At 54.7% G+C, this 21,850-nt stretch carries 17 protein-coding genes and 1 pseudogene; 4 read left to right on the forward strand and 14 right to left on the reverse strand.

Annotated features, from left to right (window positions below; translation table 11 throughout):
• Positions 1-18: 18 nt before the first annotated feature.
• From JJB97_RS09470 to JJB97_RS09480, 3 genes and pseudogenes are all read right to left on the reverse strand, one after another.
• Positions 19-675, reverse strand: a complete 657-nt coding sequence (locus JJB97_RS09470) for an FCD domain-containing protein (protein WP_238713781.1) — start codon at positions 673-675, stop codon at positions 19-21.
• 458 nt (positions 676-1,133) lie between these two features.
• The gene (locus JJB97_RS09475) at positions 1,134-2,165 is read right to left on the reverse strand and encodes an NADP-dependent oxidoreductase (RefSeq protein WP_317978178.1); all 1,032 of its coding nucleotides are present in this window, start codon (positions 2,163-2,165) and stop codon (positions 1,134-1,136) included.
• 114 nt (positions 2,166-2,279) lie between these two features.
• Positions 2,280-2,573: pseudogene (locus tag JJB97_RS09480) on the reverse strand (helix-turn-helix domain-containing protein); the annotation flags it as partial.
• On the opposite strand from JJB97_RS09480, the gene JJB97_RS09485 reads away from it, so the two are divergent.
• The gene (locus JJB97_RS09485) at positions 2,559-3,077 is read left to right on the forward strand and encodes a GNAT family N-acetyltransferase (RefSeq protein ID WP_238713782.1); all 519 of its coding nucleotides are present in this window, start codon (positions 2,559-2,561) and stop codon (positions 3,075-3,077) included. The pseudogene JJB97_RS09480 and the gene JJB97_RS09485 sit on opposite strands and share 15 nt — an antisense overlap.
• Before the next feature lie 263 nt (positions 3,078-3,340).
• Here the strand turns inward: JJB97_RS09485 and JJB97_RS09490 are convergent, their stop codons facing one another.
• Both JJB97_RS09490 and JJB97_RS09495 read right to left on the reverse strand, forming a co-directional pair.
• Positions 3,341-3,586 (reverse strand): DUF2526 family protein, encoded by a 246-nt coding sequence (locus JJB97_RS09490; protein ID WP_238713783.1) that lies wholly within the window; start codon positions 3,584-3,586, stop codon positions 3,341-3,343.
• 404 nt (positions 3,587-3,990) lie between these two features.
• Positions 3,991-7,293, reverse strand: a complete 3,303-nt coding sequence (locus tag JJB97_RS09495; protein WP_238713784.1) for an autotransporter domain-containing protein — start codon at positions 7,291-7,293, stop codon at positions 3,991-3,993.
• A gap of 654 nt (positions 7,294-7,947) precedes the next feature.
• Here JJB97_RS09495 and JJB97_RS09500 point away from each other — a divergent pair.
• The gene (locus JJB97_RS09500) at positions 7,948-9,486 is read left to right on the forward strand and encodes a methyl-accepting chemotaxis protein (RefSeq protein ID WP_238713785.1); all 1,539 of its coding nucleotides are present in this window, start codon (positions 7,948-7,950) and stop codon (positions 9,484-9,486) included.
• A gap of 238 nt (positions 9,487-9,724) precedes the next feature.
• Here the strand turns inward: JJB97_RS09500 and JJB97_RS09505 are convergent, their stop codons facing one another.
• A complete protein-coding gene (locus JJB97_RS09505) occupies positions 9,725-11,692 on the reverse strand; it encodes a peptidase U32 family protein (RefSeq protein WP_238713786.1) in 1,968 nt (655 codons plus the stop codon).
• Between the two features lie 191 nt (positions 11,693-11,883).
• Here JJB97_RS09505 and JJB97_RS09510 point away from each other — a divergent pair, with 191 nt between their 5' ends.
• Positions 11,884-12,456, forward strand: a complete 573-nt coding sequence (locus tag JJB97_RS09510; protein WP_238713787.1) for a hypothetical protein — start codon at positions 11,884-11,886, stop codon at positions 12,454-12,456.
• Between the two features lie 28 nt (positions 12,457-12,484).
• Here the strand turns inward: JJB97_RS09510 and JJB97_RS09515 are convergent, their stop codons facing one another.
• Positions 12,485-13,006: a helix-turn-helix domain-containing protein gene (locus JJB97_RS09515; protein ID WP_238713788.1), complete on the reverse strand. Its 522-nt coding sequence runs from the start codon at positions 13,004-13,006 to the stop codon at positions 12,485-12,487.
• Positions 13,007-13,097: 91 nt separating this feature from the next.
• On the opposite strand from JJB97_RS09515, the gene JJB97_RS09520 reads away from it, so the two are divergent.
• The gene (locus JJB97_RS09520; RefSeq protein WP_238713815.1) at positions 13,098-14,270 is read left to right on the forward strand and encodes a benzoate/H(+) symporter BenE family transporter; all 1,173 of its coding nucleotides are present in this window, start codon (positions 13,098-13,100) and stop codon (positions 14,268-14,270) included.
• A gap of 7 nt (positions 14,271-14,277) precedes the next feature.
• Here JJB97_RS09520 and JJB97_RS09525 read toward each other — a convergent pair whose 3' ends face one another.
• The 7 genes from JJB97_RS09525 to csy1 all read right to left on the reverse strand — a co-directional run bounded on the left by JJB97_RS09525 (position 14,278) and on the right by csy1 (position 21,807).
• Positions 14,278-15,771 (reverse strand): tetratricopeptide repeat protein, encoded by a 1,494-nt coding sequence (locus JJB97_RS09525; protein ID WP_238713789.1) that lies wholly within the window; start codon positions 15,769-15,771, stop codon positions 14,278-14,280.
• A gap of 622 nt (positions 15,772-16,393) precedes the next feature.
• Positions 16,394-16,990: a tellurite resistance methyltransferase TehB gene (gene tehB, locus JJB97_RS09530; protein WP_238713790.1), complete on the reverse strand. Its 597-nt coding sequence runs from the start codon at positions 16,988-16,990 to the stop codon at positions 16,394-16,396.
• A 79-nt stretch (positions 16,991-17,069) separates the two neighbouring features.
• Entirely contained in the window at positions 17,070-17,318 is a 249-nt protein-coding gene (locus JJB97_RS09535; protein WP_238713791.1) for a hypothetical protein, read from the reverse strand.
• Between the two features lie 649 nt (positions 17,319-17,967).
• Positions 17,968-18,522, reverse strand: a complete 555-nt coding sequence (cas6f, locus tag JJB97_RS09540; protein WP_238713792.1) for a type I-F CRISPR-associated endoribonuclease Cas6/Csy4 — start codon at positions 18,520-18,522, stop codon at positions 17,968-17,970.
• Between the two features lie 11 nt (positions 18,523-18,533).
• On the reverse strand, positions 18,534-19,535 hold the full coding sequence (gene csy3 / locus JJB97_RS09545) for a type I-F CRISPR-associated protein Csy3 (protein WP_238713793.1): 1,002 nt from the start codon (positions 19,533-19,535) through the stop codon (positions 18,534-18,536).
• A gap of 11 nt (positions 19,536-19,546) precedes the next feature.
• A complete protein-coding gene (gene csy2 / locus JJB97_RS09550; RefSeq protein WP_238713794.1) occupies positions 19,547-20,491 on the reverse strand; it encodes a type I-F CRISPR-associated protein Csy2 in 945 nt (314 codons plus the stop codon).
• Positions 20,488-21,807: a type I-F CRISPR-associated protein Csy1 gene (gene csy1, locus JJB97_RS09555; RefSeq protein ID WP_238713795.1), complete on the reverse strand. Its 1,320-nt coding sequence runs from the start codon at positions 21,805-21,807 to the stop codon at positions 20,488-20,490. Before csy1 ends, csy2 begins: the two co-directional genes overlap by 4 nt.
• Positions 21,808-21,850 lie beyond the last annotated feature (43 nt).

Here is a 21,850-nt window from a genome sequence, read left to right on the forward strand (position 1 = left end):
TAACTCATGTCTATTCGTTTAATCGTAGCGGCGCAAGATAATTTGCGCGCCAATATCAATAACACGGTGAATAAGGCGCTCGGCCTGCGTTTCATCATGGGCGGCGAGCGCTTCTATTAGCATAACGTAATCTTCATAGCTGCCTACCATTTCCTGCGAAGCGGGGTAAAGGAAATGATAACCAGGCCCAATGCATACCCAAAGTTGCTCGATCATTTCCGTCAGCACAGGCAAGCGGGCAAAACCGTAGAGGCGAAAGCGCAGCGCTCGATTGGCCTGAAGACCCGATTCCACCACGCCGCAGTGTCGTGCCTGACGGTAGACCTCCAGCAGTTGACGCAGGCTATCTGTCTGTTCCACGGTAATGCAGCGACAGGCTTCACGCACCGCCATCCCCTCAAGGTTCTTACGAATAGCGGTAATTTCCTGAAAACGCGCCAGCGGCAAGCACGGCACCTGAAACGCCTGCGCAGGCGTAGCCTCAAGCGCCCCGGAAGAGGCCAGGCGCAACAGCGCTTCGCGAACAGGCGTAATGCTGGTACCTAACCGTGCGGCGATATCTTTCGTAACCAGACGAGCGCCAGGCTTAAGCGCGCCAACAATCAGCGCACCTTTCAACCGCAGCTCAACCAAAGTTGTCAGACTCGCGCGCTGCGTTTTTTCGAGACTCAGCATAATTTTCTCATTTAACAACGGTCCATTTTGTTAGCTGTAAAATACACCATATCATTAGAAACATTAAACTGTATTGTTCATTTTAAGAACAAACAAAGCCCGAATCACCTCTGGAATGCCTTGAACAGGTCTGACAGGCGTTATGATTCATCAATAAAATTATCGCATCAGGCGATTACATTTGTGGCGTATCTACGTCCCGCGCAAGCCGGTGTTTAAGGCGCGCCCCATCAAGGTATCGAAGTAACGCCGTTATACTGACGAAGAAAGGCTGAGGTTTTATATATAAAAACGCGACGCAGAGTGATGATAAAGAGGGGGGCAAAACCCGGATGGAGAAAAACAATCTTTTGATTTTTCTAACTGATTTTTTGAGATTTCGGGCCAAATTCCTTCAGCCCGGCTTAGATTAATCTCCTCAGCCGATTCGCGACGGCGAAACGGCTGCGAAAAAGGGGCTAACTATCGTCGCTGACGCGGATAATAACTTTGCCGAAATTTTTCCCTTCCAGCATATTAAAGAAGGCTTCCGGCGCATTTTCCAGCCCATCGGTTATGTCTTCACGATAGTGAATGCTGCCGGCCTGCACCCAGGCCGTCATTTCACGCAGAAACGTATCAACGTGGCGGCCGTAGTCAAGGGCAATAATAAATCCCTGCATCCTGATACGCTTTTTCAGAAGGGTCGCCATCAGCAGCGGCAGACGATCCGGCCCTTCGGGCGGCTGGGTAGCGTTATAGCCAGATACCAGGCCGCATACCGGTATACGCGCTGAAGTATTGAGCAGCGGCAATACGGCATCAAACACCTTGCCGCCGACATTTTCATAGTAAATATCTATTCCTTTCGGGCACGCATCGGCTAACTGCTGCGAAAAATCTGTAGCGTGCCGATCGATGCAGGCATCGAAACCCAACTGTTCTACCGCATAGCGGCACTTCGCCTCGCCGCCGGCTACGCCCACGACCCGGCACCCCTTGATTTTGCCAATTTGCCCCACCGTCGCTCCTACCGGGCCGGTGGCCGCCGCCACAACCAACGTTTCCCCCTGCTTTGGCTGACCAATATCCAGCAGCCCCATGTAGGCGGTAAAGCCAGGCATTCCCAGCACGCCTAACCTCCAGGAGGGATGCGCCGGGCTATCGCCAAGTTTTACCAGCCCTTCGCCGTCGCTAAGCGCGTACGTCTGCCAGCCGGTATAGGCCAACACCCATTCGCCTTCACGAAACTGGGGGTGGCGCGACGAAACGACCCGGCACACTGTGCCGCCCACCATCGTGTCGCCCAGGGCAACCGCAGGCGCATAGGACGGTTCATCATTCATACGCCCACGCATATAAGGGTCCAGCGACAGATAAACGGTGCGCAACAGAACCTGACCTTCACCTGGCGGAGCGACAGAAGTTGTTTCAAGGCGAAAATTATCACATGCAGGCTTACCGTGTGGTCGTGAAACCAGCACCCAGCGGCGGTTTTCTTTCTGTGTCATGTCAATTCTCCTTTCAGGGCGGACAAACATTCATCATAGCTGAATGACACACAGACCAAATGCGGAGAAAGTGCGGCTTTGGCTGCACGCATTACAACTCATGCCGCGCGACCGCAGGTTGCCCTCCTGCAATTCAGCACGGGCAAACAACGTTGACATACTCATGCCAAACGCCTCCGACAGCCGCGCCAGCATTGTTGCCGTCGGGCTGCTGGCCCCATGCTCAATTTTATGAATCATTGCCCAGGACGCGCCGGCTCGCTCCGCCAGCGTATTCAGCGACCATCCTCGCTCCTCGCGCTCAATTCTGACACATGCGCCAGTCCGTTGATTTAAATCGTCTGTTATAGTATTTAAACGTGCGATTATAGTGAACACCAACAGGGAAGCAACATGCCTATCCGACATGCAACAGCACAAGATTGCGCCGCTATCGCCACAATTTATAATCATGCCGTGCTGCACACCAATGCCATCTGGAATGAAGCCACCGTTGATGATGAAAACCGTCGTAACTGGCTCAGCCATCGCCAGGCGGCAGGCTATCCGGTACGGGTGGCGGTGGAAGGAACGCAGGTTATCGGCTACGCCACATTCGGCGACTGGCGCTCGTTTGAGGGCTTTCGCCATACTGTAGAACATTCGGTCTACGTTCACCCCGACCATCAGGGCAAGGGCATCGGTAAAGCGCTGATGCTCACGCTGATTGATGATGCAAAACAAATCGGTAAACACGTCATGGTGGCTGCTATTGAATCTCAAAACCACGGATCCATCCATCTGCATCGCAGGCTGGGCTTTACCCTCACTGCGCAAATGCCGCAGGTGGGCACCAAATTTGGCCGCTGGCTGGATCTGACATTTATGCAGCTACAGCTCGACCATCGCACGCAACCAGACGCCTGTTCGTGAACGCCCCCGCCTGCGTACCTGCGCCTGGCTGTCGCAGGCATTGGGCTGGTTATTAAACGCGCTGATAGCGCGCATCATCCAGGCGCCATCCACCATTCTTATCGCGATGCGGCTTGCCGCGCTGATCGCCAGACGCCCGTTCTGACTATCACTGCTGCCCGCAGCGGCGGGCGAACATCACATGGCCGGCGTTAAGCCGGTTTGCCGCCACAAGGTGCTTCATACTACCCAATCCTAAGAAAGCACTTTGCACCCCTTCCAGCTTAAAGTATCGTGCCGCCGCGATTGAGTTTCTCACGCCGCGCCTCGCTCTGGCGCATCAGATCTTCTTTATGCTGGCGGCCGTGGTGGGCAATGGCCGCCCGCAGCCGCTGTTGCTCAACGTAGCGCTCCTCGCGCCCCAGCGCATCGTCGTTGCTGAGCGCAATCAGCAGTTCGTTCATCGATGCGATAACGCCGGCGTGAATTGCCGCGTCCACGCGGCCTTTAATCTCATCCAGATGTGACATTTTTGCCTCCTGAAGGCGTTTGCCTTAACCGTTGTCGCCCAGACCAGTAGCGTTGACCGCCCATATCCGAACGACGCTTATTGACGCTCAAAGCGTTCTTAACAGGGGCTGACGCGCGGTGAAACGAAAACCCACGTTAAGACGCTTTGATGATAAGAAAAGACAAAGGCAGTCATTGACAAATTTATTGTTAAACGCCGGGCCGAATGCGTTCGGCCCGGCATGCCAGAAAATTCCATTCATTGATTTTCATCAACAGGCAACAAAGAGGACAAAGCGCCCGTTTTTTCCTCTCTAGCGCTCTGTCCCACCCTGTGGTAAAGGCAATGCTTTCACCGCCGGGGGTAACCTGAGAATGTCCGCCTTCATGTCGGCCAGCCCAATTATTCCCTCCTTTACAGATATCAGAAACGCCAGGAGGCGGAAAGATTCCCTGCGACCGAGTTATAACCGGAACGAAAGACATCGCTTTCAATGCCGATACCCAATTCAACATTGGCATTGATTTTATAATTCATTCCCGCCTTAATGCCCAGCGCGTCACGGCCAGTCACCTGATTTCTGGCGCTAAATTTTGCGTTGCGATAGCTGGCGAAAGAAGCCTGTTGCTTCACATCACCGCCCAAAAGCTCATGCTCCCAGGTAAGCTGTAGTTTAGCTGAGATAGCGCTTCCTGAATCGAGCGGCAAATTCCAGTTACTTGCCAACCCAATACTTGATTGCAACGAATCGAAAGTTTCCGATCCCGTCATCAGGCGGCTGCCGTTCTTACCGTTTTCCGTGACGCCGGGACGATGCAGTGTGGTGTAATTTAATGAAGCTACCGGCCCTGTGCTCACATTATCATTCAGCGCCCAACGGTAGCCCCCGCCAACCGTAAAAGAGCCTGTCAGCCCGGTCCAGTTGGCATGATGGCTGGCTTCATAGGCGCCCGTGTGGATGCTCCGATCTAACCAGCTATCTTCAATGCCAAAACGCCCATCGCCAAATAAATACACCCCATCAGGCTTTTGAGCGCCATAACGCGTCTGGATCCCCAGATTAAAAGCGGTGGTTCTCCCATGCGCCATTTCCGGTGATTTCACCGTCACCGACTGGCCGCTGACCGCGCCATGAAAACCATAAACCCAGTTGCTATCCCGTTCGTTTCGTTTTTCGGCGCCAAATAGCATGCCATAGCTGCTGGCGTCATACCCTACGCTGCTGCCCTGACGCTGTTGCCAGAAGCCGGCGCCAAAAGGTATAGCAAAGCTGCGCCACTCGCCTGGCGAAAACGGCGCCGCGGTTACGTCAAAATTCGGCCCGTTCACAATCCGCGTTATCTGCTGTTCACGATTAAGGGAACTGGCGAACATGGCGCTGTAAGCCGCCGGAGAAAGCTGCTGTAACGCGTCGCTGATACTGCTGCCATCGGCGGCAGAGAAATCCAGAGCGCGGTACAACGGTTGTATATCCGAATCCGCTACCGATACAATTTTATCCAACGCCTGCCCCACCTGTCGGGCATTATCGTTGAGCGCATATTGGCTATATGCGTTGGAGGCGCGCCGCATCGAGAGCTGCCAGCCATCTTCTCCCAGTGGCGTTGCCTGGAACGTCAGTGTGGGTGAGCGAAGCAGGCTGTTCACTACGCGAAAATCGCCGCTGTGCGAGGTGGTTTTTAACAATTCTTTCGAATCCAGCCGCCAGTTTTGCGCATACCAATCCGGCTGCGGTACAAACGTCAGTTGACCGTTGAATTGCGCATGGCCGTCAACTGTCAGCGTGTCATGCCTTCCACGCCCGTCAACGTCTAATCGCACTTGCCCGTTCTCACTTTGCTGATAAGCGCCTGTTATACTGATTTGCCCAAATGAATTCCCCGGTGCGAGAATGCCGTCATTCACAAAGCGCCCCTCCTCATTGAGGATATAGCTGCCGTTGCCGGATAAAGTGGCGCCTGGGGCAATATACATACTGTAAATCTGATGTTCGCCGTTAAGTGAGGTATTCCCCCCGCGAGCGCTTAACGCCAGATTATTGATACCTTCAATATTCCCGCGATAATTCAGCCTGAAGTGAGGATCTGATTGTTCGTTAGCCCGCCCTTGCGCATCAGCCATTCGCCCGAAGGTAAGCTGCGTCAACCGCTGTTGACCATAAACATCCCGCTGGCTGTAGTCTGAGTAAATATCCCCTTCCAGCCGGGCGCCGTTTAAAATATTAATCGTGCCGACAAGCGCGTTTGGCGACATATAAATTGCCGCCCCCTTACCAGCAACCCGCCCGCTAATATCCGCATTATCGACCAGGGCGCCCTGCAGCTCGGGTAATAATGCGTCGGTATACCCGCCTACGTAATGGATCCAGGAGCCGCGATACTCCTCGTCGTTACCAAGCAGGTTATTGCCAAAATCAAAGCTGATAGCGACGCCATTGCTGCCCAACGCCTGAACATCGCCGCGCTGAATAAGATTATGCTGCTTACCGTAGGCAAACATCACTCCACGGCCATTCACCCCGTCGGCGTAAACATGGGTTCCGGGTTCGATGCTCAGGGTGTTATTTTGCCCGTCGATACGGATACCTGCGCCGCCCGCCCCCTTTGTCAACAGATCCGCTTGCTGAAATATACGGTTATTGCTGCCATAAACATGCAATCCAAGCCCCAGCGTCGCAGTATTATACTGGCCCGCCAGGTAGCCATCCCCTTGTTGATTACGCAGAAAATAGCCGTTGCGGTTAATCAGCGTTTGCCCGTCGCCATATAGCGAAAAACCAAAGAAGTTGCGCCGATCAATCTGATACCCCATGTCCTGCAACAGCGCCAGTTCCGCCTCCATAAACGTTGTGTAATTGCGGTAGTCCTGATGGCTCATCATGCTGTTTTTCAGCTCAATATGGCTCATATAATCATCATCAACCGAGCCATCCTCCCCCAACATTTTCACCGGCACGCCAGGCATGGCGCCTGCAAGCACCTCATCGACATACTTGCCGGAGAAATAGCCTTTATCGAGACGTACATCAAAGCCTTGCGGATCCCATGAGTTATTGCACCCCTTACACAGTATTACCTGCCCGGGCTTGGCGGGATTGCCCCGGTCATCGCGCAGATGGCTGCTCCAGGCCCCCAAAGGCTCAGTATCGAAAGCAGGAGTGAATGTATCCTCCATGTCGTCAACCATACTGGAAATGCCCAGGGCATGCGCCAGCTCATGAATCACGACGCCGGTCAGATCGGCCTTGCCGGTGCGCGGCAATTGCGCAGGCACATAAGGAATATCGTCAAAATCCAGTTCGCCCAGAATGAACTGGGCATGAGAGCCAAAGGTTAACTCGCCGGTATCGACGCCGTTCAACGCCCCCTGCAGTTGCGTCAGGCTGATAGCGTCATCGGGTACGGGTTCGCTGTAACCTGCCGCATTCTCTTCATTAAACGTACCAACGTTAATAACGGCGGGCAATTGCTCTGGCTTGGGAGTGATAATTTCAGCCCAGTAACGTATGGCATTAAGTATTTTGTCTTTCTGTTGCTGATCAAGGTTCCAGGTGGACTCATAAGCTTGCGGCCCATTAGCTATAAACGGACCGTCGCCAACATCAAAGAAGCGCACCTGAAATACGCCAATATCCTGCGGGCTGTAAACCAGATAGCTTTCTCCAGCAGACGAATGATTAGTGGCTAATAAACCGCTTAATGCAACCGTCATGTACAGCTTTTTCATAACAACTATTCCTTATCGCGTTAACAAAAGTAGCCATTTTCAACGCTAATATGAACGCATATTTAACCTCAATAAAACACAAACAAATCTGACATTGTCGCTGTGCCAGTTCAGGAAACCGAACATTGCCTTCACAAGAGATCCGTTCAAATAAATATGGTTTGTGTTTCCTGCCCATCATGAAAATCACCACAGGCGAGGCGCCGCATACTTTTCCACCAGCCTGTCTTCTGCCGGTTACGCATTATTTATTAAAGGTTTTTTATTTATAAAAGCGGGTAGCCCTACGCGATATCGGAACGCGATAAACCCTGGAGCGGACGAAACTGCATGCCTGGCGTTAGCATAAAGACGCTGAAGTTATATTTTCGGGAATCGAGCGACCTTCGTACGCTGGCCGAACCGCCTGCACTAAACAAAGCGATTAAAGCCCGTAGCCATGCCATCGCCTTCTTTAGTTTTTCTACGAAGACCTCAGTTTGTTTTACAGAGGCTAAATCGGCCAGCAATGCGCCAGTTTGTTTGTAAATCAAACAACTTTCTGGAATTTATATAAAAAACCGTAAAGAAGGCAAAAGACCAGACGATAAAAATGCATGGTAAGAAATTAATAGCTTCATTGACCTTTATTTAGCCCAAATTAAGGAAGAGATTATGTCTGTAAGACGCCTTTCTCTGTTTACTTTTGCCCTGCTTATGTTTCTGTTCTTGTTCAGTATTGCCGTAGCGGCGTGGTCGCTCTTACGCAACGATCAGGCGCTGGATAACATCAATCACGAGATTCGCGTTGTGCTGTCGGTTATTGACCCAATAAACCACAGCCGAACAATGCGCGTTCGGCTCCATGAAGCGCTAAACGCCAGTCATACGGGCGACCAACAGGCCGTAGAGACAACGCTGGAAGCGGCCCGTGAAGCGATGGTAAAGGGCGACAACGCTTTTGAGCTTTATATGTCCCATGCCAGACAACCCGATGAACAGGCGCTGGCGCAGGCTTATGATGAAAGCTGGCAAAATTATCGTGCTCAGGGGCTTATGCCGCTGCTGGAAGCCGCGCAAAAAGGCGATGTAGCCGGTTACAATAGTCTTTTTTCTTCCCGCCTGCCGCAACTGGAGCACGATTTTGAATTCGCGCTTAATAATTTGCTTGCCTATCGCGAACACTACGCCAAAAAACTTAACGACGAAGCCCAGGGGCGCATTAACAACGGCCTGGCCGCCATTGGGCTGGTTGCTCTGTTCTTTTGCAGCGTGTTGTGCGTACTGTTTTTACAGCTCAACCGCCGCGTGCTTACGCCCCTGAACCAGGCGCGTGAACACTGCGACAGTATCGCCGCAGGCGAACTGCATATGCCGATTGAATGCCATACTCAGGATGAAATCGGCGAGATGCTACAAGGGCTTGAGCGTATGCGCCAGGCGTTGACCCAGATTATCGGCCAGGTGCGCGCCACCGGCGAAGCCGTTGCCGCCGCGGTTGAAGATATTGCCGATGGCAATACCGATCTCTCCGCCCGCACCGAGCAGCAGGCGGCATCGCTGGGGCAAACCGCCGCCAGCATGGAAGAACTCACCGCCACCGTGCGCCAGACCTCTGAAAACGCGCATCACGCCAGCAGTCTGGCGGAGGGCATGCGCGTAAACGCCAGCAGCGGCGATGACATCATGTGTGAGGTGGTGGTATCGATGAAGAATATTGAGAGCAGCTCGGCAAAAATTAACAGTATTATCAACATTATTGAAAATATTGCCTTTCAGACCAATATTCTCGCGCTTAACGCTGCGGTTGAGGCCGCGCGTGCGGGCGAACAAGGGCGCGGTTTTGCAGTAGTGGCAAGCGAGGTGCGCAATCTTGCCCAGCACTCGTCGGTCGCAGCGAAAGAAATCAAAGAACTTATTGAATTGTCCGGCGAACAGATTCGCAGCGGCAGTAGTCAGGTCAACCGCGCAGGTGAAAGCATGGAGCGCATTCTCGCTTCGGTAAAGCAGGTGAGCGGAATAATGGACGAAATCGCTATGTCCACCCGCGAACAAAGCAGCGGTATCGATCAGATCAATATCGCTATCGGCCAGATGGATTCTGTTACCCAGCAGAACGCTTCGCTGGTTGAGTCCGCTTCGGCGTCCACACGGCTGCTCAGCCAGAAATCACACGAACTCAGGCAGTGCGTTGCCGTATTCCGCCTGGCGTAATGAAGCGGTCCGCTGTCGCCATTGCAACGCGGTATAACGCTGCTGGTTTGCGCCATTACCGGCACAAACAGAGTAAATTAACGTCTTAAGGCGTGTAAACCGACTTTTCTGCGATACAGCAGGCGGCGGCAAGCGGGCTATCCGCCGTCAGTTGAGGATGACCAGATTACCCTGGCGCGACTATATCCATTTTTGCCGTTACACGTCGGGACGGCGCGCTAGCTGTAACGACTCGCCATCAGCGCTTTTCCCGCCGTGACGGCAGCGTCTTTAATAGTTCATCCGGCGATACCGACCCTACCACGCTGCCCGACAGCGGCATTTTCAGCACGTGTTGTTTGATCTTGCCGATAACATGCATTTCACACGCCCGGCAGTCAAACTTCAGTGTTAACACGTCATCCTGTTGCACAAGCTGCATCGGCGTGGCGCGCCAGCTCTTAATACTGCCCTTCGCCTGTTTCGGGCACAGGTTAAAGGCAAAGCGCAGGCAGTGTTTGGTTATCATCACCGGTACGTCGCCTTTTTCTTCATGCGCCTCATAGGCGGCATCAATGAGCGTTACCCCGTGGCGTTGCCAGAACTGACGCGCCTTTTTGTTATAAACGTTGGCAAGAAACGTCAGGTGGCTTTGCGGCCACACCGGCGGCGGCGTGGACTGCGGGCGGCGGGTCATGCGTGAAAAAGCCGCAAGGCGCGCATCGTCAAGCAGAGCAATCGTATCACGGCGCAGTTGGTTAAGCTGGCTGCCGGGAACAAAATATATTTCCGGCAGCAAAAGCTGAATGCTGCGCGCGCTGTAAAGGGACTGCCCCAGCTTACCCAACCCATTTTCCAGCGCCTCACGACCTTTTTGCGCATCCCGCGCGGCGCTAAACAGGCCGTCGAGCGTATGCGTTACGCTCACGCCGTCTTCTGACGTGGCGGTAAGGATCAACTGCTCTTCCCAGCCGCCCAGCGTCAAATCCACAGCGATCCGCCGTTCGCTGGAGTTTTTCAGTAACGCCTGTTGCCAGCGGTGATCGAGGTTGCGGCTAAGCGGATGCGGCAAACGCAGTTTGCGAAGCCCGTCCGCCAGCGTATTCGGCCACAGACGCCAGCGTCCCGGTCCGGTTTTTTCCGCCACGTTGACGCGAAAACCCACCACCTCACGCTTTACCAGCGCGTTAAGGCCGTCGCCGTTAGCCAGCTCTTCATCACTTTGCACATCAAGCCAGTCCGGCCCTACCCTCACCAGCTCGCCCACCGGCAGGCCGACAAAGGTAGGTGAATCAAAAGCGCCAATGTTGCCCTGCCGGCCGTTAACAAAATAATCGGTACTGCCGCGATGGAACGTTTTATCCGGCGACGGGGTGAAATAGTGCCGCGTGCGGCCATGTGAGGCACGATGCAAATCGCTACGATCTTCAAGCAGCGCGTCAAGCTGCTGGCGATACCAGGCCGTGATGTTTTTCACGTAACTCATATCTTTATAACGCCCTTCTATTTTAAAAGAGCGTACGCCTGCGTCCACCAGCGCCGCGAGATTGGCGGTCTGGTTATTGTCTTTCATTGACAGCAGGTGTTTTTCAAATGCCACCACGCGTCCCTGGTCATCTCTGAGCGTAAACGGCAGGCGGCAGGCCTGTGAACAATCGCCGCGGTTAGCGCTACGCCCGGTCTGCGCGTGCGAAATGTAACACTGCCCGGAATAGGCCACACACAACGCGCCGTGGATAAAAAATTCCAGCGTGGCGTCAGTGGTATCGTGAATGGCGCGGATTTGCTGCAGATCCAGCTCTCTGGCCAGCACAATCTGTGAAAATCCGACCTGTGCCAGAAACTGCGCTTTTTCAACGCTTCGAATATCGCACTGGGTGCTGGCGTGCAGGTCAATTGGCGGGATGTCCAGTTCAAGAATGCCCATATCCTGTACAATCAGCGCATCCACGCCCGCCTCGTAAAGAGCGTGAATAAGCCGACGCGCGGACTCCAGTTCGTCGTCGTGAAGAATAGTATTAAGTGTCACAAACACTTTCGCGCCATAGCGATGGGCAAACGGCGCCAGCGCGGCAATATCGCTTAAGCTGTTGCCCGCATTATGGCGTGCGCCAAAACCCGGGCCGCCGATATAGACTGCATCGGCGCCGTGAAGGATCGCCTCACGAGCGATGGCGGCGTCGCGGGCCGGGCTGAGCAGTTCGAGAGCAGCAGAGTGCTGACGCATCAGGGATATCCGTTGTGTGCTGAAAAGCGGCTATTGTAGTCACAATACGCATCCGGCAAAACCCGTCTGCGATTTTAATTTCCGTCGCTTTTTATGTTCGCCCACAGCAACCTGTTTCAGGCATACTTTTAGCGCTACAGCGCCTTATTTCGGGCAGCTTAAGGACGCGCGTTTTACATGGATGATAAACAATGAACCTGAAAACCTGTCTCACACTTTTTACACGCAAATTTATCGCGCCTACGCTGGCAGTGCTGATGTTTTTCGCCTGGGCTGGCTGGCAGCTCTGGCAGGAACACAGAGCGCTAACAGCGCAGGGGCTGGCGTTGCAAAATGAACAGCTAGCGTTTTACAAAGCCCGTATGGCGGAAAAAGAGCAGCTCCTGCGTTGGGAAAAAGCGCTTGAGCTGCGCGAAAAAGCGCTAATTGAGCAAAACGCCGCGCTGGAGAATGTGCAGGCGCAGTGCGCGCAAGCGCAAGAGCGTAATCTGACGCTAACGCGCGCCAACAGTACGCAGCGCCAGCAGGAAGCGGCCCGCGAGCAGCTACATTTACTCATGGCGCAGTTTTCTGCAACCGGCGTCAGCCTCAGGCGCCACCCGGCCTGCGAGGATAAAGAAGGCTGGCGCAGCTACAATACCGCTTACTCCCTTTATTCCTCGGCCAGCGCCCTTGCCGGGGCACACAGCCTGACCCGTGATTACGCCGCTTTTTTTAACAGCAACGCGCCTGCCAGCGCTGTAGCGCTGTGTTTTAACCCTTAAACACGCCAGCGTGGCGCTGGCAACGCGTTCAGGCCATTGGGTAGTGAATCAGCGAATGAAATCGACACGCTACGCCGGCACTGTTGCGGTAAGAATGGGCGCTGTCTGCTGGAAAGCGCAGCCCTTCTCCCACCGCAAGCCGCTGCCAGCGCCCGTTTCGCCCAAGTTCCAGTACGCCCTCAATAACCACCACATCCTCAATCACGCCCTGCTCGTGGGGCGAAGATTCGCTGAGCGCGCCGGCGGGCAGCGTGACGACCAACAGATCAAAGCGCAGCGCGGCATCATAGGGAAACAGCGGCACCGCCGTCATCTGCCCTGATGCATCTGCCGGCGCCAGCGGCGGTTCGCTGAAAAACGCGGAAAACGGCACGTTAAAGCCGGTGGCTATCTTCCAAAGCGTCGCCACCGTAGGGCTGGACTCGCCGCGCTCAATCTGGCCGAGCATCGCCTTCGATACCCCCGTCCGCTCCGCCGCCTGGCTCAGGCTCCAGGCGCGGGCCTGGCGTAATTGCCTGACAACCGAAGGCAGTATGTTATTGATATTCACAGTAACTCCTTTTTTTGCCACAGCATAGCAGCTTGTGCGTTATAACGCACGGTGCTATAGTCGCCCGGTGCCATCCCGCAATGGAGTTGCTATTCGCTTTCCCCCTATCCCCCTTCACACGCTGTTTTCTGGCTTTATTGCCGTGCTTGTGGGCTATGCCAGTTCAGCCGCCATTATCTGGCAGGCCGCCGCCGCCGCAGGCCTCGCTGCGCCGCAGATTGCCGGCTGGATGACCATGCTCGGTATTGGGATGGGCGCCAGCACACTGTTGCTAACGCTGCGCTGGCGCGCGCCGGTATTAACAGCCTGGTCAACGCCGGGCGCGGCGCTGCTTGCCACCAGCCTACATGGCGTTACGCCCGGCGAGGCTACGGGTATATTTATCTTTGCTGCCGTACTGATTGTACTGTGCGGCCTATCCGGGCTATTTGCCTGGCTGATGCGCACAATACCGCATACTTTGGCTGCCGCCATGCTGGCCGGTATTCTGCTGCGTTTCGGGCTTGAAACCTTCGGCGGACTGCGCGACCAGGGGGTAATGTGTGGCGGGATGTTAATAAGCTGGCTTATTACCAGAGCGCTGGCGCCGCGCTACGCCGTAGCCGCCGCGCTGGTAGTAGGGCTGGCAGCGGCGCTGTTGGGCGATAACGTCAGCGCCGCGCCCAACGTTAGCCTGTTTGCCGCGCCGGTATGGATAACGCCAGTCTTCAGCCTGCCGACGCTGCTCGGCATCGGCGTGCCGTTTTTTTTAGTGACGATGACTTCGCAAAATGCCCCCGGCGTAGCCGCACTGAAAGCCGCAGGCTACTGCGTACCGGTATCGCCGCTGATGACGTCAACCGGTCTGATCACACTGGCGCTGGCCCCGCTCGGCGTCTATTCCATAAGCATCGCCGCCATTACCGCCGCCATCTGCCAAAGCCCGGAAGCGCACCCCGACCCGCAGCGGCGCTGGCAGGCCGCCGCCGCCGCTGGCGTATTTTATCTACTGGCGGGTATTGCGGGCGGCGGTATCGCCATTTTGCTGGCGGCGCTCCCTGCCGCGTTTATTCACACGCTCGCCGGGCTGGCGCTGCTTAGCGCGCTCGGCGGCAGCCTTTATCAGGCGCTGATGAATGAAACCGAGCGCGATGCGGCGACTGTCGCATTTCTGATTACCGCCTCCGGGCTAACGCTTTGGGGCATCAGTTCAGCATTCTGGGGGCTTGCCGGCGGCGGTCTGTGTTACGCTGTATTGTCGGCAGCACACAGGCGGCGTCGATGAAATGCGTTTATTCAACCATACTCATCAGCGCATCACGCATGCGTAAAACCGGCAGCGTCCAGCCCTCTTTCGGATCGCAGCGCAACAGGCGCATTGATGGATACCACGGCGTGGTATCCTGCCCCTCCAGCCAGCGCCAGTCCGTACAAATGGCGGAAACCAGCGTCCAGCAGGGTTTGTTTAGCGCGCCGGCAAGGTGTGCCACGGATGTATCCACGCTAATGACCAGATCGAGCTGGGCGATAATCGCCGCCGTATCAATATAATCCTGCACCAGGTGCCCAAGCGCCAGCAGCGCTATGCCCGAAGGCGGGTTAAGCGCCTCTTCTTCCCCGGCGCCTTTTTGCAGACTGACCCACTGAATACCCGGTACGCTAAACAACGGGCGCAGCGTCTCAAGGCCGGGCAACGATCGGAAACGATCTTTATTGTGCCCGACAGAACCTTTCCATACCAGGCCCACGCGCAGCTTGCCTGGCGGCAGCGGCCAGCGCGCAACGGCCTGCGGATCGGCGCTGAAACAGGGCGGCGTCATGGCAAAAGGGGTGGGTGAATCGGTGAAATAGAAAGGCAAATCCAGCAGCATTATCCAGTAATCGAACACCGGCAATGGCTTACCCGGCGCATACTCAATCACGTTGTCTATCCCTGGCAACTGGCGCATCAGCGATACCAGGGCGCGGCTACATACAAGGCAAACTGCCGCTGCGCCTTTTTCTTGCTTAAGGCGGCTGACGTAGCGACTAAACTGAATCTCATCGCCCAGCCCCTGTTCACGGTGCACCATAATCGTTTTACCGTGCAAATCTTCGCCCTGCCAGTAAGGGAAGCTGAACGCTGGACGGTTAACAAAGCGGTAGATATTGTTTTGCGCATAACGATCGCGATACAGCTTCCAGCCTTCTTCATAACGGCCGCGCTGGATAAGTATCATGCCTAAAACAGTACTGCTGCGCGTATCCTCAGGTTGATGAGCCAGAAGATAGCGCAGATGCGCTTCCGCCTCGTCAAACCGTTTTATTTGCGCAAAAACAGAGGCCAGGCCGTAGCGAGCGTCGTGATAGTTCGGCGCCTCGGCAAGCACGGCCTCATACTGTTCCACCGCTTCCTCAAACCGATCCAGCTTGTGCAGCAATATGCCATAGTTATTGCGACAGGCGGGATAGTTGGCGATAGCGCGTAACGCACGGCGGTAGTATTTTTCCGCCTCCTCATTATTACCGCGCTCATAATGAATAAGACCCAGCCCATTCAGCGCACCGGCATCATTTGGCGCGATGCTTAACGCCTGAGTGTAATAACGCGCGGCATCATCTTTTCTGTCAAGGCGGCGACAGCAGCGCGCCGCTTCTACAATAAGCCATATATCTTTAGGCCCAAACAGCAGGCGGCTTTGTATTTTTTTCAGCGCTTCCTGATATTTTCCGCTTTCCATCAGCCCTGTCACCGCCTGGCGCAAGGCAGCCTGGCTTTTGTCCTGCGGCGCGCGTTTTCCCTTCATCTTTTTCTCCTCTGGTGACCGGCTTAATACTCTGCGAAACCCCGGCAATGCCAGTGGTTGCCGCTAAGCGATTTGCAGATTCATTATACTATCGTTGGCCGTTAACCGGTGTCCAGCCGCGCTATGCGGATATAAAAACTCTTTACGGAAAAATTCCGTATTATGATGCCGTCTTTTTACCCGCGTTCGTTATTATTCACATTTTTCTGTTGGCAGACCGGGCTATAAATATAAACGTTCTCTCCGGAAACTCAGTTATTTTTACGGATAATTACTTTCTTAAGCTGTCTGTTTCACCGAACAGGCACGCCAGAGATCATTAACAGATGTGTTACCCGTTCACGCTTAAAGGCTGGTTCTGGCGCTTTTTTCGCTAATGAACTAATGCATCGTTTTCTTAATGCGCCCGGCGGCGGCCTTTAATGAGCAGATATTTATACTGGGCTAATGACAAACTTACGCCTCGGGAGCATGGCGGCAGGTAATAAAGCACCATACTACCTTTGTGAGGCGATCGGGTTTCACGTCATTGTTGATGCCTGCGCAGCGCTTTAGCGAGAAAATCAGGCTGTAAAAAATCACTGGATTTTTTACAGCGCTTAACACGCTAACAGGCGCGGAATTAAGGTTTACGCGCAAGGATAGTAGCAAAGCGCAGCCTGATGCGGTTGCCGTCGGCGTCCGTACGGTGAAGCTGGCCGACATCCTCGTTGTATTTTACCTGTTCCCAATCTTCGTAATACTTTTTCAACTCTCCGCGACGAAAGGTGAACGGGAAACCCATCGTGCACGGAAAATCATCGGTATCCATAGCCGCAACAATCAGGTTGTAGCCACCGCTGCGCGTAGTGCGCTGCATATTGCTAATCAGCCCCGGAATTGTCTGCGGTTGCAGGAACATCATCACGACAGTGGAAAGAATGAAGTCGTAGTCGCCGTCAAAGCGCACAGTATTAAGATCGACAATATCGCTGCGCAGATGCTCTTCCAGCCCCTCTGCAGCAGCAATACGGCGCATATTCTCAATGCCTGCGGCATTGCGATCCCAGGCGGTGACATCAAAGCCGTTCGCCGCAAGATAGAGGCTGTTGCGACCGTTTCCGCAGCCCAGATCCAGCGCTTTGCCTGGCGCAATAAGGGTGGCGGCATTGAGCACTTCAGAGTGCGTAAGCGTCAGGCCATATTTATCTGTGAAGTAGTTTGCGTCACGGACGGTCATAAGTTTTCCTTTTGTAAAGAACGTTCAGGGTGCGGTACGTAAAAGCGCAATTTGCCCTGCGCCAGCAGCGCAAGGTTGCCTACGATAAGCCCCCAATAATCAGGCCGGAGAAAATAAACAGCGGCAACGCCAGCCGCTGGGACAAAACGCCAGGCCGAGCGAAAAACGCCGAAAAGAGGTATTCCAACGGCTGACTCGGGTGTTGCGCTATCAAACAGCACAGCGTGCGCCAGATAAACGCCCTCGCCAGCCGCGCCCGGAGAGCGACAGTCGCGCCAATCGGCACATTGCCAGAACGGCAGGCCAGATAGTCGCCGCATAACGCCACGCCCACCTTAGCCCAATAATATCAGGCGCCATACCAATTCTTCCCGCCGGGGGCTCAGGAGCTTTCGCTGGCGCAAAGACATTGTCTTACCCACATTTTTAACGTTTAAAGTGGTATTTTAAATGCATTTTAAGAAATTACCAGGCGGATGACCAGCGTCAAAAAGAAGTATAAAAGGCTATAGTCAAAATTTTCACTAAAAAATTTAAAAACAACTTTTTTAAAACAAAAGGTTATTGGATTATCCGTTTTGGCGAAATCACGGCGGCGCAACGGGAAATCGCCCCGTAGCGCCAACATAGTGCGGCCAGCCCATCGCCTGTCGCAGCCAGCTTTTGTTACGCTAAAGCAGGCCATTTGCCCGGCAAACCTGGGCATCTGATGATAGCTTAGCGGCACTGGCCGCACGCAGACGCAAGAAATATACGCAGCACAGTATCAGCGCCGCGTGGGTATAACGCTGCCTGTGCGGCAGTCAACGCATCACATCGGATATAAAAACTTTAAACATATCTAAGCTGCCTGTACGACAGTCAACTAAAATATATATTTATTGGTTAACATTATTGTTTTTACGACATAACACAGCCGTGAGCAAACCCGCACTTTGCAATGACAAAAGCAAACGGGGCTGGGCTTTATCCGTTAGTCAAAACCACGGAATGGTCGCCCGGGCGCTCAGGCCGTAACTGCTAAATCGCCCGACAACCGGCGCGCTCAACAGCTCTCCGTGGCAAATAAACAGGCGAAAGTGCTGGCCGCTGGAGAGGCTTTTCAGGTTAAGGTATGGCTGATCACTCTGCTGTGGCTGGGCGCTCGCCAGTCGCTCTTGCGCCTGCGCCTCACTGAGCCATCCCTTTCGCACCGACCGACTGAGCAACCGTGCCGGACTGCTTTTGACCTGTACCCGTCTGACAGTGCGCCAGCGGTTGCCCGCAGGCACGAGGGCGATATCAGTAACGTGGCAATAGTCACCCAACCCGGCGCGCCAGCGGGTCGCTTCCAGTTCGCTCAGCGCAACCGCCGTGCCGTGCAGGCGCAGTACCGATCCGGGCGTGCGCGAATACTCGGGAAAACTGACGCCGATGTCGCCCCTGCCCCTGGCGCCAAGCGCGCGGTGAAGCTTGGCAAACAGCGCCGCCATTAGCGCTTCTGTTGAAAACTCAGGATCCCGAAGTACGCGAATATTGAGATAACTGTTCATTACGCCTCTCCTTACTCTCCTTTTTCGCCAAACACCCCGCCGCGGATCAACACGGCCATAACATAGTGCTGTTGCGCCACGTCAGGCGCTTTGCCTTTTATTACCCAGTCATCCAGCAGCGTATAGAAATCAAGCTTTTCTTTCGGCTGACGACAGGCTACGCCACGGCTGGTTACCGCGCCGTATGGTTCGATAGCAATTGCCCCCAGTTCAGCCACTTTAGGGTGCCAGGTATCAATAGTGCGCAGCGCATTGCCAATTTTCTGCGCATGCATCGCAGCCACATTATCTACCTGATAAAGAAAGCGGCTTTTGCTGCTATTGGCGTCAAGCACCAGTTCCTGAGACGGAAACACTTCCTGACCTGCCCCCATCAGCACCTGCGCTTCCACCTGCAACAGCACGGCGTGTTTACCGCTCAGGCCTTTTTCAATTTCCTGGGCCAGCGGGGCCAGTCCGGCATTGCCGGATGAAAATTCTCGCAATGAATAGTCATACGCGTTAAACGCCCAGCTATTGCGACCGCAGGTGACGCAAATGCGAATCTGCTCCGCCCCCACCCTGTTACGCCACAAAAAACGCCCGTTCGCCAGATTACAGGCATAACGGCGGGCCAGCTCGCAAAAGCCGTGTTCATCAATGTAACCGGCAATCACCCGTTCAAGCGCTTGCTGATAAATGCGGTCATTACACACCGACGGCGTGCAGAGGTTGCCTAACACGCGCAGGGTAAAATTTACTTTCAGAGTATCTGCATCGGCTCTGAGCGCCGCCGTATCCACGCGCTGTAGATTCGGCTTTTGAATCTCAGCGTCAAGCTTAACCGGATCGCAGGCAATCGCGTTTTTCAGACGGTTTGAAATCGTGCCGCGCACGGCTTTCTCTTTTATTACCACCGGCTGCCACTGTTCTCCCTGCCAGCAACCGGCATACATCATCGCATCTGATGTCGCCAGCTTGCGTTCAAATGCCAGCACAGACGCGGTTTTTACAGCATCGGATGCCTTAGCCATAATCTGTCCTTTTAGTCGAAATGTTCCACGCAATGCAGCGCAGGTTCCGTAGCGCCGCAGTAGTAGCCTGAACCTGTGGTGTGATAGCGCCAGAGAATGTCTTCAATCGCGCGAACGCGGTGCAACCCACACCATTCCCCCACTCCGTAAACGGCTTCGACAAAGGCAAATGGCGTTTGCGCATCACGCGCGTTGACAACCTCGCCCGGCGCGTAAAGCGGCGAAATTCTCTGCCAGCCGGTCATTATTGGGACCAGATAGCCGGGCAGCGGCTTTGGCATGTAGCGCCATGCAGCGCTCGCCCCTGAATCGGGCGAGCAGGACTGCGGCAGTTCGGCCCGCATTTTCAGCGCGGCGAAATCCAGCCAGGCGTCGAGCCGCGTGGCCTGCGGATCTTCAAGACGCAGCGCCTGGAGATGTTCGACAAGCCAGGCGCTGCGATCGCGCAGGGCAAACCCCGGCATCAACCGCCACTGAATGCGGCGCAACGCTTGCGTATTCTCCGGCCAGTCAAGCACCTCGACATGTGGCGGCGTACTGCCCACGATAGTACCGCCAGCAAGTTTCATAGTCGGACAGAGATGGGCAAGATAGTCGGCGAGCGCGTTTTGACCATATTCGCCGTTTGCGATTTCACCATGGCAGGCCATCAGCAGCGAAACGGTCATATGCATCCGCCCTTCTTCATTAAACGGCGCGGTTTTCCCCTCTCTGGTAAGCGGATTACGCATAAGCGCGAATCGATAATCGCGCCCCGATGCATGCGCGTGTATTTGACAGGCGTGGCAGACGACCGCACAGCCATCAAGCCGCAGCGAATGGCTGTTGTTAAGCCTGCGCGAGAGCGCGTGAGTAAAGCCGAGAAAGTGGGTCATTGCCGGAAAGCCGTAAGTCAGGCCTGCAACGGCATTGGCGTTTTCCACCCGCAGGCGATGCAGTATAATAAGCGAGCTCACTTTAACGCCTCCCTGATAATTTTTTCCATGACGCGTAGCTGTTGACGAAAACGCGGCCAGGTCTGCCATTCGCATTTTTCAACTAAACCGACGTCCGGCAAAAACTGGCGCAGGCGATGATTGAGCCAGCGGGCGAAATCCTCCGCGACGGCATGCTGCCAGTCGTCTTTTTCACGCGCCTGCGCAAACGCGTCTTCGTTTTTTATCCGCCCCGGATCGAGCCAAAGCTGCTGATGCTGTTTCAGTTTTGGACATCCCAGACTCCATCCCTGCCACGCCGTTTGCTGAAGTTCTGCCGCCATTGCAAATAACGCATCGATTAACTCATCGATATAACCGTCGCGCATACGGCGGATACGGCAGTTTTTATTCTCCCCTGCGCCGGTAATTAACCCTGCGATGCGGCATAACGCCGGCGTTGCCTCCAGGTCGTAACGGCCGCCGGCGGCAAAAAAAGAGTGAAGATTCTGCGGCGGTTTGCGTGCCGTTATCCATTCGGGAGGGCGCGAAGGCAGCAGCCAGGTTCGGCCGCCGCGCGCGCTGTTAAGCGCCGATATATTCTGCGGTTTAGTGCCGCCAAAGCGCATTTCAGCCAACTGAGGGAAAGCCACCAGCGGCCTGGGATGCCATTTTTTCTCACGCAGCGCCTGCCGGATATCTTTTGCGTCTTCGCCGGAACGCAGCGCCGCTATTTTCTGGTAAACCGCATGCGCAAGCGAACTGGCAAACAGGGGGCCTAACAGGTGATAGCCGGCGCCCACCGGAAAATAGACCTGTTTTGCCAGGCGGTGAGAAGACGGTTTGCCCACGGCCAGCGCGCGAGAAAAACCCGTTACCCACTCGTTGAGCTGCTGCGGCGTTTCAGCATAAGCGCTCAGAGCAGAGACGTCGCCGCGTTTCAGGCATGCCAGGAGTGAGTCGCCCGCAATTTCCGTTTGCAGAAATTTGGCCACGTCAAGCGCAGCGGCGTTGCCGACCACATCCAACACGGGGGCTTTCAGTGCCGCACTGCTCAGATAGCCCCCTTCCGTCTGCGCCTCGCAGTAGACGCTGCTGCTTTTAGAATCGCCGTGGGTGAATTTCGCCGCATGAGTAACCAGCGCAATTTGATCCGCGCGGCTGGCGGCATCGGTCAGCCAGTTCTGCGGCGTATAACGCTGTTCCAGTTCACAACGCTGTTGTGCAATAACGGCCTGCTGACTGGCGCTTGCCCCCGCCAGCCGCAACGCTGCATTTTTATCAAAAAGCGCCAGTTTTGACTGGCGTCGCTTAAATATATAATCAGCAATAAAGGCAGTCAGAGCATCCTGCGACATATTTTCTCCCAAACGCGCTGGTATCAAAATACAGTGAAATAAA

It is taken from the genome of Tenebrionibacter intestinalis (assembly GCF_016632365.1).
Taxonomy (GTDB): domain Bacteria; phylum Pseudomonadota; class Gammaproteobacteria; order Enterobacterales; family Enterobacteriaceae; genus Tenebrionibacter; species Tenebrionibacter intestinalis.

Excerpts from the sequence above, each read along its gene's own strand:
- JJB97_RS09470 (WP_238713781.1), bottom strand. The coding sequence starts at position 675 with ATGCTGAGTCTCGAAAAAACGCAGCGCGCGAGTCTGACAACTTTGGTT.
- JJB97_RS09475 (WP_317978178.1), bottom strand. The coding sequence starts at position 2,165 with ATGACACAGAAAGAAAACCGCCGCTGGGTGCTGGTTTCACGACCACAC.
- JJB97_RS09485 (WP_238713782.1), top strand. The coding sequence starts at position 2,559 with ATGCCTATCCGACATGCAACAGCACAAGATTGCGCCGCTATCGCCACA.
- JJB97_RS09490 (WP_238713783.1), bottom strand. The coding sequence starts at position 3,586 with ATGTCACATCTGGATGAGATTAAAGGCCGCGTGGACGCGGCAATTCAC.
- JJB97_RS09495 (WP_238713784.1), bottom strand. The coding sequence starts at position 7,293 with ATGAAAAAGCTGTACATGACGGTTGCATTAAGCGGTTTATTAGCCACT.
- JJB97_RS09500 (WP_238713785.1), top strand. The coding sequence starts at position 7,948 with ATGTCTGTAAGACGCCTTTCTCTGTTTACTTTTGCCCTGCTTATGTTT.
- JJB97_RS09505 (WP_238713786.1), bottom strand. The coding sequence starts at position 11,692 with ATGCGTCAGCACTCTGCTGCTCTCGAACTGCTCAGCCCGGCCCGCGAC.
- JJB97_RS09510 (WP_238713787.1), top strand. The coding sequence starts at position 11,884 with ATGAACCTGAAAACCTGTCTCACACTTTTTACACGCAAATTTATCGCG.
- JJB97_RS09525 (WP_238713789.1), bottom strand. The coding sequence starts at position 15,771 with ATGAAGGGAAAACGCGCGCCGCAGGACAAAAGCCAGGCTGCCTTGCGC.
- tehB (WP_238713790.1), bottom strand. The coding sequence starts at position 16,990 with ATGACCGTCCGTGACGCAAACTACTTCACAGATAAATATGGCCTGACG.
- cas6f (WP_238713792.1), bottom strand. The coding sequence starts at position 18,522 with ATGAACAGTTATCTCAATATTCGCGTACTTCGGGATCCTGAGTTTTCA.
- csy3 (WP_238713793.1), bottom strand. The coding sequence starts at position 19,535 with ATGGCTAAGGCATCCGATGCTGTAAAAACCGCGTCTGTGCTGGCATTT.
- csy1 (WP_238713795.1), bottom strand. The coding sequence starts at position 21,807 with ATGTCGCAGGATGCTCTGACTGCCTTTATTGCTGATTATATATTTAAG.